11 protein-coding genes are annotated in these 9,114 nt (G+C 69.3%); 7 read left to right on the forward strand and 4 right to left on the reverse strand.

Annotation, left to right across the window (positions count from 1 at the left end; genetic code table 11):
• A partial coding sequence (locus ACFSNB_RS17975; protein WP_377319096.1) for an N-acetylmuramoyl-L-alanine amidase family protein occupies window positions 1–801 on the forward strand: 801 nt, incomplete at its 5' end.
• Between the two features lie 9 nt (window positions 802–810).
• Here the strand turns inward: ACFSNB_RS17975 and ACFSNB_RS17980 are convergent.
• The 4 genes from ACFSNB_RS17980 to bchE form a co-directional block, all read right to left on the reverse strand.
• Window positions 811–1,518 (reverse strand): nucleotidyl transferase AbiEii/AbiGii toxin family protein, encoded by a 708-nt coding sequence (locus ACFSNB_RS17980; RefSeq protein ID WP_377319098.1) that lies wholly within the window; start codon window positions 1,516–1,518, stop codon window positions 811–813.
• Window positions 1,511–1,714: a hypothetical protein gene (locus tag ACFSNB_RS17985; protein WP_377319100.1), complete on the reverse strand. Its 204-nt coding sequence runs from the start codon at window positions 1,712–1,714 to the stop codon at window positions 1,511–1,513. Before ACFSNB_RS17985 ends, ACFSNB_RS17980 begins: the two co-directional genes overlap by 8 nt.
• Before the next feature lie 104 nt (window positions 1,715–1,818).
• The gene (locus ACFSNB_RS17990; RefSeq protein ID WP_377319116.1) at window positions 1,819–3,294 is read right to left on the reverse strand and encodes a cobyric acid synthase; all 1,476 of its coding nucleotides are present in this window, start codon (window positions 3,292–3,294) and stop codon (window positions 1,819–1,821) included.
• Between the two features lie 307 nt (window positions 3,295–3,601).
• Window positions 3,602–5,407 (reverse strand): magnesium-protoporphyrin IX monomethyl ester anaerobic oxidative cyclase, encoded by a 1,806-nt coding sequence (gene bchE / locus ACFSNB_RS17995; protein ID WP_377319102.1) that lies wholly within the window; start codon window positions 5,405–5,407, stop codon window positions 3,602–3,604.
• Between the two features lie 232 nt (window positions 5,408–5,639).
• Here bchE and ACFSNB_RS18000 point away from each other — a divergent pair, with 232 nt between their 5' ends.
• From ACFSNB_RS18000 to ACFSNB_RS18025, 6 genes are all read left to right on the forward strand, one after another.
• Complete coding sequence (locus ACFSNB_RS18000) at window positions 5,640–6,158, forward strand: bifunctional adenosylcobinamide kinase/adenosylcobinamide-phosphate guanylyltransferase (RefSeq protein ID WP_377319104.1); 519 nt, start codon at window positions 5,640–5,642, stop codon at window positions 6,156–6,158.
• Window positions 6,155–6,925 carry an adenosylcobinamide-GDP ribazoletransferase gene (locus tag ACFSNB_RS18005; RefSeq protein ID WP_377319106.1) on the forward strand — a complete coding sequence of 257 codons (771 nt, stop codon included), beginning with the start codon at window positions 6,155–6,157 and terminating at the stop codon, window positions 6,923–6,925. The genes ACFSNB_RS18000 and ACFSNB_RS18005 overlap by 4 nt, the downstream gene beginning before the upstream one ends.
• Window positions 6,922–7,437: a histidine phosphatase family protein gene (locus ACFSNB_RS18010; protein WP_377319108.1), complete on the forward strand. Its 516-nt coding sequence runs from the start codon at window positions 6,922–6,924 to the stop codon at window positions 7,435–7,437. The genes ACFSNB_RS18005 and ACFSNB_RS18010 overlap by 4 nt, the downstream gene beginning before the upstream one ends.
• A 206-nt stretch (window positions 7,438–7,643) precedes the next feature.
• A complete protein-coding gene (purC, locus tag ACFSNB_RS18015; RefSeq protein WP_377319110.1) occupies window positions 7,644–8,408 on the forward strand; it encodes a phosphoribosylaminoimidazolesuccinocarboxamide synthase in 765 nt (254 codons plus the stop codon).
• Window positions 8,409–8,484: 76 nt separating this feature from the next.
• On the forward strand, window positions 8,485–8,727 hold the full coding sequence (gene purS / locus ACFSNB_RS18020; protein ID WP_377319112.1) for a phosphoribosylformylglycinamidine synthase subunit PurS: 243 nt from the start codon (window positions 8,485–8,487) through the stop codon (window positions 8,725–8,727).
• 1 nt (window position 8,728) lies between these two features.
• On the forward strand, window positions 8,729–9,114 hold a 386-nt coding region (locus ACFSNB_RS18025), incomplete at its 3' end, for a hypothetical protein (protein WP_377319114.1).

The following is a 9,114-nucleotide window of genomic DNA, read 5'->3' on the forward strand; positions in this document are numbered from 1 at the left end:
GCGCCGCGCGCCGAGCCGGCCCGCGCCGACGGCCCGCGCCCGGAGATCCAGGCCGCCGCCCTGTCGCCCGCCCCGGCCGCGCCCGCCGCGCTGGCCCCGCACGATGGCGGGCCGCCGGTGATCGTGATCGACCCCGGCCATGGCGGGATCGATCCCGGCGCGATCGGGGTGTCGGGGATCTACGAAAAGCACATCACCCTGGCGATGGCGCGCGAACTGAAGGCGGCGCTGGAGCGTGGCGGCCGCTATCAGGTCTACCTCACCCGCGACCGCGACGTGTTCATCCGCCTGCGCGACCGGGTGGCGATCGCCCGCCAGTACGGCGCCGACCTGTTCATCTCGCTGCATGCCGACGCGGTACAGAACCCGTCGATCCGGGGCCTGTCGATCTACACCCTGTCGCAGAACGCCTCGGACGCCGAATCGCAGGCCCTGGCCGAAAAGGAAAACAAGGCCGACCTGATCGCCGGGGTCGATCTCAGCCACGAAAGCGCCGACGTCGCCGGCATCCTGATCGATCTGGCCCAGCGCGAGACGATGAACCGTTCCGCCGCCTTCGCCGCCGAGGCGGTGGACGAGGTCGGCCAGGAATTCAGCCTGCTCGACAACACCCACCGCTTCGCCGGCTTCGCGGTGCTGAAGGCGCCCGACGTCCCCGCCGTGCTGGTCGAGATGGGCTACCTGTCGAACGAGAACGAGGAAAAGCAGTTGCGCCAGCCGGCCTACCGCACCCGCCTCGCCAAGGCGATGGCCCACGCCGTCGATCGCTTCTTCCCGGCGACGCAAAAGGCCAAGCGGTAAGCGGCCGGCTCAGCCCTTGCGCTCATCCTCCGGCGGGATCGGACCGCCATGCAGGGCGAGGATCGGCGCGAACAGATCCGGGTCCATCGCCATCCGCTCCATGCAGGTGCGGAGCCAGACCGGATCACGGATCGCCTCGATCGCCCGGGCGAAGGCCAGCCCGGCCGCCGCGCCATAGGCATCGACCGCCTTGGCCCAGGCGGTTTCCGGCACCGGCCCCCACCGCAGCAGCATCATCGACAGGTCGATGATGTCCCGGTTCAACACGGCGCGGTCAGCCTGACGATCGGCGTTGGCCAGCAGCTTTTCGCAATACATGTCCTCGCGCGACAGCACCGGCACCCCCCAATCGGGATGACGCCCGCCGCTCAGCGCGATCCTGGCCTCGCGGACGATCTCGACCTTGACCCGTTCGGGGCCGACGCCGATCTGGGTCCTGATCCCATACTGGTCGGCGCGCGCCTCGCGCAGCAGAACGACGTCCGCGTTCGCCCGAAGCAATCCGGCGAACCCCTCCCGGAACACCCGTTCGCGCAGCAGGCGGTAGCCGTCCTGGGCCGCGCAGAGGAAATCGACATCAAGGCTCTCGCGATATTCGTCGAGACTCAGGACGATGGCGGTGCCGCCGCCGAAGAAACAGTGCGCCTCGGCCAGCAGCTCGGCATCGAACGCGGCCAGCACCGCCGCGACCGCCGCGTGCCGGGGGCGCCTAAACATTCAGGACGCCGTGGCCATAGCGGGCGACCAGTTGGTCGATCAGATCCCGCTCCTCGGCGGTCAGGGCCTGCGGCTCGACGAAACGCCAGTTGCGCTCGTAGAGGGCCAGCGCCTCCGGCCCGTCCAACAGGCTGTCGGCGGGTCGGTTCCAGCAGAGATCCCGGAGTTGGGGGTAGCGATCGAGGCGGATGATCATGGCCGCTCCTCTCCTGCCCCCCAGGATAGCCCCAAACCCCCTTTATTTTCAAAAACAAAGGGAGTCCGGGGCATCGCCCCGGTTGGGTTTGGGCGAAAGCCCAATCAGCGCGCCAGGGCGAGCAGGGCGTCGAGGTCGAGATTGGCTTCGCAATGATCGGCCAGGGCGTCGAGGGCGGCCTCGATCCGCGCCTCGAAATCGAGCGCGGCGGCCTGGGCACCGACCCGTTCCAGCCAATGGCTGCGGAACGCGTCCGAACCAAACAGACCATGGACGTAACAGCCGGCGACGCGACCATCGGCCGACACCGCGCCTTCCGCCCGGCCGTCGAGACTGAGCCAGGGACGGTCGAGGCCGGGGCCGGTGGTGACGCCCATATGCATCTCGTAGCCGGTAACGCGGCAACCGCTGAGCGCGTCGGTAGCATCGAGCGCCACCAGACGCTTGCTGCCGCCGATCTCAGTCTCGATGTCGAGCAGGCCGAGGCCGGGGGTCTCGCCCGGGGCGCCCTCGATCCCCTGCGGGTCGCGCACGACCCGGCCGAGCATCTGGTAGCCGGCACAGAGGCCGACGACCCGGCCGCCATGGCGGACATGGGCCAGGATGTCGATGTCCCAGCCATTGCGGCGCAGCACGTCGAGGTCGGTGCGGGTGGCCTTCGAGCCGGGCAGCACCACCACGTCGGTGTCGGCCGGGATCGGATGGCCGGGATGGACCCACACCACGCTGACCCCGGGCTCGGCGGCGAGCGGATCGAGATCGTCGAAATTGGCGACCCGCGACAGATGGGGCACCGCCACCTTCAGCCCCTTGCCGCCGGTTTCGGCCGGGCGTTCCAGCGCCAGCGAATCCTCGGCCGGCAGGCGGTCGGCCTTGTCGAACCAGCGCAGCACGCCGAGCAGCGGCCAGCCGGTGCGCTCGGTCATGATTTCACAGGCCGGCTCGAACAGCGAGAAATCGCCGCGAAACTTGTTGATCAGATAGCCGACGACGCGGGAACGGTCGGCCTCGCTCAACAGGTCGTAGGAACCGACGATCGCCGCCATCAGCCCGCCCCGGTCGATGTCGCCGAGGATCGCCACCGGCAGGTCGGCCGCCTCGGCGAAGCGCATGTTGGTGATGTCGGAGGCGCGCAGATAGATCTCGGCGCCGCTGCCGGCCCCCTCGACCAGCACCAGATCGGCTTCCTCGGTCAGGCGGTGGAACGAATCCAGCACCGCCGGCATCAGCTTATGGCGCATCTGGTGATAGGTCCGCGCCGGACAATTGCCCAGCACCCGGCCGCGCAGCACCACCTGCGAGCCGATGTCGGTCTGCGGCTTCAGCAGCACCGGATTCATGTGGATCGAGGGCGGCACCTTGCAGGCGCGGGCCTGCACCGCCTGGGCGCGGCCGATCTCGCCCGGGGGGGCGAAGCCATCGGGACCGGGCGGCAGGTCGCTGTCGGCGGCGACGGCGGCGTTGTTGCTCATGTTCTGCGCCTTGAACGGGCGCACTACCAGCCCCCGGCGGGTATAGGCCCGGCACAGACCGGCCACCACCATGCTCTTGCCGACGTCGGAGGCGGTGCCCTGGATCATCAAAGCGCGGGCCCGGCGCGGACGCTCGGTCCGGGGGGTGTATTCGACCGGGGCGAAGGTGGGATCGGATTTGTCGGTCACGGGGCGGGCTCTCCGCGCGCGGCCGAACGTCGAAGGGGCCGCGACTGGTTGGGCTTTCGCCCAAACCCAACCGGGGCGATGCCCCGGACCCCCTTTTATTTTTGAAAAAGAAGGGGGTTTGGGGCCTCGCCCCAAGCGGGCGCGGGCGGCAGCCCGCTGGCGCAAGCCAAGGAAAAAAACACCGCCCGCCCGGCGAGGAACGCCGGACGGGCGGAAGACACGGGACTCAGATCTTGACCTGGGCGCCCGGCATCTGCTGCTTGCTGCCGCCGCAGGCCATCATCGCCGCCGCTTCCGGGGAAGACGGGTCGTTGCCGGCCGGCGGGTTGAACTCGTCGTCGGGCAGCTGCTGGGTGCCGCCGCCGCAGGCCATGATCTTGGCCGCCTCGGCGGAATCGACATCGACGTGGCCGACGACGCGGTTGAACTCGTCGTCTTCCGGCAGCTGGTCGGTGCCACCGCCGCAGGCGCGGGCGGCCAGGGCGGCGTCGAACAGCTCCTGCTTCGACTTCGGCATGCTCTTCCACTCGGCCGAGGCTTCCATCGCGTCGGCGCCGCGCTTGCGCGACTGGTCGAAGTGGAAATCGACCTTCTTCTTCGACTGCGGCCCCCAGTAGCCGGCCTTGCCGAGATCGTAGAACTTGCGTTCGAACGCGCTCTTGAGGAAGGCCTTGAGGCAGCCGAGCAGGTAGCGCCGCCGCACCGGATCGCCCTTGGCGAACGGATAGCTGAGGAACGCCTTGTACATGTAGAAGCGGCGATAGTTCGCCATCACGCGGTCAAGCAGCTCGGCGCGGTCCATCGCCGCCGGCTTCATGATCGGGGTGACGAAATTGTACTTCTCGAAGTCGAACACCTCGACCTTGTCGCCCATCTCGCGATAGAGGTCGGAGAACGGCCACGGCGTGAACATCGACCAGTTGGCCATGTCCGGCTGCCAGTCCATCGCCATCTTGTAGGTTTCTTCGAGGGTCTCGGCGGTTTCGTTGTCGAGGCCGACGATGAACTGGGCCTCGGCGACGATGCCGTTCTTGCGCAGGAGTTCGATCGCCCGCTTGTTCTGGGCGACGGTGGTCTCCTTGTTGAACAGATCGAGGTTGAGCTGGGCCGCCGCCTCGGTGCCGAGCGAGATGTGGACCAGACCGGCCTTGCGGTAGAACGGCAGCAGATCCTCGTCACGCAGGATGTCGGTGACGCGGGTGTTGATCCCCCACAGCACCGGCAGCTTGCGGTCGATCATCTCCTGACAGAATTCGATGAACTTCTTCTTGTTGATGGTCGGTTCCTCGTCGGCGAGGATGAAGAAGCCGACCTTGTGCTCGCGGTACAGCACCTCGATCTCGTCGACCACCTTCTTGGGGTCGCGGACGCGGTAGTCACGCCAGAACTTCCACTGCGAGCAGAACGAGCAGGTGAACGGGCAGCCGCGCGCCATGTTCGGGCTGGCGACGCGGGTGTTCATCGGGATGTAATTGTACTTGTCCCAGTCGAGGATGCTCCAATCGGCGACGATCGAATCGACGTCCTTGATCGGCGGCTCGGCCGGGGTCGCGGTGACCTTGCTGTCCTGGATGTAGGCGATGCCGTTGATCTGGCCGCGCGAATCCGGCCAGCGGCCCTGATCGACGGCGCGGACCAGGTTCAGCATCACCGCCTCGCCCTCGCCGCGAACGATCGCGTCGATCCAGGGCGCCTCGAACAGGATCTGCTGATACATGAAGGTGCTGTGAATCCCCCCCAGCACGGTCACGATCTTCGGGTTGATTTCCTTGGCGATCTGCAGGACGCGCTCGGCCTTGTAGATCGAGGGGGTGATCGCGGTGCAGCCCACGATGTCCGGCTGGAGCGCGGTCAGCTGGGCCCGCAGTTCCTTCTCGCTCAGGTCGTCGGTCATCGCGTCGATGAAACGGATGTCGCTGTACCCGTTGGCCTTCAGATAGCCGGCGAGATAGGCGACCCAAGACGGCGACCATTTGCCGGCGATCTCGGCTCCACCGGAATGGTAGTTGGGATGGACCAGTACGATCCGCATTGACATCCTCCGTGGGACTACGCCGTCGCCCCCCTCGGCGAAGGCTCGATCTGGAGCGGAAGAGCGACTCCCACCCCGGGTGGTGCGTACTGTGTCAGGCCGTCTGCTGTCAATATCAAACTCCCCCCGGGCGGGGGGAGGAAGGGTGGTGGGAAACCCGCAGAATCCGAAGGGATTTTCTTAATTTGGGACTGGACTTTCCCGCCGCGCCGGGTTCACAGTCCGGCGCATCATGAGCGAACTTATCCTTCTCACCGGGCCGGTGCGGAGCGGCAAGAGCGCCCGCGCGGTCGAGCTTGCCCGCGCCTGGGGCGAGCGGGTGGTGTTCGTCGCCAGTTACGCCGCCGAGCCGGACGATGCCGAAATGGCCGCCCGCGTCGCCCGCCATCAGGCCGAACGCCCGGCCGGCTGGCGCACGCTGGAGGCCCCGGCCGACCCCGCCGCCGCGCTCGACGCGCTCGACCCCGCCCCCACCGGGGTGCTGTTCGACAGCGTGGTGACCTGGGCCGCCGCCCGCTTCGCCCGGGACGACGAGTCGATCCTGGCCGAATGGGACCGGCTGCTCGATTCGTTCCGCGCCCAGCCCTGGCCGGTGATCGTCGTCGCCGACGAGATCGGCTGGAGCCCGGTGCCGATGGATGCCGAACTGCGCCGGTTCCGCGACCTGTGCGGCTGGCTGGGCCAGCGGGTCGCCGCCCGCGCCACCGAGGCCTGGCTGATGGTCGCCGGCCTGCCGCTCCGCCTCAAATGATCGCCGCCCTCCGGCGCGAAGCCCGCGCCCTGGCCGCCGCCTGGATCTATTTCACCCGGCTGCCGCTGCCGTTGCGGCTCGATTTCGACGCCGACGACTGGCGCCACGCCACCTCGTGGTGGCCGCTGGTCGGCATCGGCATGGGGGCGGTGACCGGCGCGGTGCTGACCCTGGCCGGGCCGCTGTGGGGGGCGGGGATCGCCGCCGGGCTGGCGCTCGGGCTCGGCCTGCTGCTGGGCGGGGCCCAGCACGAGGACGGCTTCGGCGATTGCTGCGACGGCTTCGGCGGCGGTGGCGCGGATCGCGAGAAGATCCTCGCCATCATGAAGGATTCCCGCGTCGGCGCCTTCGCCGTGGTCGGGCTGGTGGTGCTGCTCGGGCTGAAATGGCAGGCGCTGGCGGCGCTGCCGGCCGGCTTGCTGCTGCTCGCCCCGATCGCCGCCGCCGCCCTGTCGCGCGCCGCCGCCGCCGGGCTGATGGCGGTGCTGTCCTACGCCCGCACCGGCCCCAGCCGCGCCGCCCCGGTCACCAGCCGGCTGCGCGGGTTCCGGCTGGCCCTGCCGCTGGCGCTCGGCGCGCTGCCGCTGGCGCTGCTGCCGGCGGCGGCGGCGCTGACGGCGCTGGGGGTGGCCCTGGCCGGCTGGGCGCTGGCGGCGCTGTGGCTGCGCCGCCGCCTGGGCGGCTATACCGGCGACGGGCTGGGGGCGACCCAGCAGGTGATCGAGATCGCCCTGCTGCTGACCCTGATCCCGCTGGCGGCGCCATGATCCTGGTCCGCCACACCACCCCGGCCGGGGCCGAGGGACGCTGCTACGGCCGGCTCGACCTGCCGGTCAGCGAGAGCCGGTTCGAGGCCGAGGCGGCGCAGACCGCCGCCGCGCTGCCGCCCGGACCGAAACGGATCTATGCCAGCCCGTCGCTGCGCTGCCGGCTGCTGGCCGAGCGGCTGGGGGCGCCGGTGACCTTCGACGAGCGGCTGCTCGAACTCGATTTCGGCGCCTGGGAAGGGCTGCGCTGGGAGGCGATCCCGCGCGACCAGCTGGCGGCGTGGTGCGAGGATTTCGTCGAGGCCCGCCCGCCCGGGGGCGAGACCTTCGTCGAGCTGGCGGCCCGGGCCGAGGCCTGCGCCGCCGAGATCGAGGCCGCCGCCGGCGGGGCCGAGCCGGTGCTGGTGACCCATTCCGGGGTGATCCGCGCCCTGCTGACCCGGGCGCGCGGGCTGCCGCTGGCGGCGGCGTTCGATTTCGAGGTGGCCTACGGCAGCGTCCATCGCCGCTGAGCCGGCCGGCAGAGCCCGGAAAAACCGCGTTTTCCCGCCAGCCCTTGCGCCAACGCGGGGATGATCCCCATCTTCTCGGGGTGACATGACGTTGTTTCGTCGGGCCGTCCCTGCTATATCAGGCCTCGATTGATCGACGGAGAGGTTGACCGATCCCTTTTCCCGTCGCCACGCGCCAGAGCGCTCCCACACCCGGATATCTTTTCATGGCCAGACGCAGACAGATTTACGAGGGCAAGGCCAAGGTCCTGTTCGAGGGACCCGAGCCCGGCACCCTGGTTCAGTACTTCAAGGACGATGCCACCGCGTTCAACAACCAGAAGCGCGGCACCATCACCGGCAAGGGCGTGCTGAACAACCGCATTTCCGAATATCTGATGCTGCGCCTGGGCGAGATCGGGGTGCCGACCCATTTCGTCCGCCGGCTCAACATGCGCGAACAGCTGGTGCGCGAGGTCGAGATCATTCCGCTTGAGGTGGTGATCCGCAACGTCGCCGCCGGCTCGCTCGCCACCCGCTTCGGCCTGACCGAGGGCACCCCGCTGCCCCGTTCGATCGTCGAGTATTACTTCAAGTCCGACGCGCTCGGCGACCCGATGGTGTCGGAAGAGCACGTCACCGCCTTCGGCTGGGCCAACACCCAGGATCTCGACGAGATCATGTCGCTGGCGCTCAGGATCAACGATTTCCTGTCGGGGCTGTTCCTCGGCGTCGGCATCCGGCTGGTCGATTTCAAGATCGAGTTCGGCCGGCTCTACAACGGCGACGACATGCAGATCGTGCTGGCCGATGAGATCAGCCCGGATTCCTGCCGCCTGTGGGACATCCGCACCGGCGACAAGATGGACAAGGACCGCTTCCGCCGCGATCTCGGCGGGGTCGAGGAAGCCTACCAGGAAGTCGCCCGCCGTCTCGGCATCCTGCCCGAGGGCGGCCCGCGCGACCTCAAGGGCCCGCAGACCATGCAGTAAGGCCGGCCGGCGCGGGCGCCCGCCCGCGCCGCCACCTTTTTCTCCCATCTCACGACCACTTCGGAAGACAGCGACCGTGAAAGCCAAAGTTACCGTGACCCTCAAGACCGGCGTGCTCGATCCCCAGGGCAAGGCGGTGCAGCATGCCCTCGGCTCGCTCGGCTTCGCCGGTGTCGGCGAGGTCCGCCAGGGCAAGCTGATCGAGGTCGAGCTGGCCGAGACCGACCGCACCCGCGCCGGGGAGGAAGTCGAGCGGATGTGCCGCGCGCTGCTCGCCAACCCGGTGATCGAAAACTATTCGATCGAACTGGTCGACTGACATGGCGCCGCGCGCGCTTTCGTTCCTGCTGGTGTTGGTGCTGGGCTGGCCGGCCGCCGCGCTGGCCCAGGACAAGACGGAATCGCGCAGCGAGACCGGGAAGATGGTCGACGCCGTCATCGACGGCGTCGGCGACTTCCTGAACGTGCTGGGCGGCCCGCCGATCTCCAGCCCCAACGCCTTCCTCAACCTGCCCGGCGCCGCCACCGGCGACGACAGCGCCACCCCGGCGGAAAAGCAGCCGGCCGCCGCGCCCGCGCCCGCCCACCCGGCGGTCGCCGTTCCCGCCGCGCCGCCGCCCGCCACGCCCGAGGCCACCCCCGCCACGACCGCGCCGACGACCCCGCCCCGCCGGCAGACCCCGCGCCCGGCCACCGCCGCCGCGCC

The sequence above is a fragment of the Phaeospirillum tilakii genome (assembly GCF_042683125.1).
In the GTDB taxonomy this organism is placed as follows: domain Bacteria; phylum Pseudomonadota; class Alphaproteobacteria; order Rhodospirillales; family Magnetospirillaceae; genus Phaeospirillum; species Phaeospirillum tilakii.

Coding starts and splice junctions, on each gene's coding strand:
- ACFSNB_RS17980 (WP_377319098.1), bottom strand. CDS start 1,518: ATGTTTAGGCGCCCCCGGCACGCGGCGGTCGCGGCGGTGCTGGCCGCG.
- ACFSNB_RS17985 (WP_377319100.1), bottom strand. CDS start 1,714: ATGATCATCCGCCTCGATCGCTACCCCCAACTCCGGGATCTCTGCTGG.
- ACFSNB_RS17990 (WP_377319116.1), bottom strand. CDS start 3,294: ATGATCCAGGGCACCGCCTCCGACGTCGGCAAGAGCATGGTGGTGGCC.
- bchE (WP_377319102.1), bottom strand. CDS start 5,407: ATGCGGATCGTACTGGTCCATCCCAACTACCATTCCGGTGGAGCCGAG.
- ACFSNB_RS18000 (WP_377319104.1), top strand. CDS start 5,640: ATGAGCGAACTTATCCTTCTCACCGGGCCGGTGCGGAGCGGCAAGAGC.
- ACFSNB_RS18005 (WP_377319106.1), top strand. CDS start 6,155: ATGATCGCCGCCCTCCGGCGCGAAGCCCGCGCCCTGGCCGCCGCCTGG.
- ACFSNB_RS18010 (WP_377319108.1), top strand. CDS start 6,922: ATGATCCTGGTCCGCCACACCACCCCGGCCGGGGCCGAGGGACGCTGC.
- purC (WP_377319110.1), top strand. CDS start 7,644: ATGGCCAGACGCAGACAGATTTACGAGGGCAAGGCCAAGGTCCTGTTC.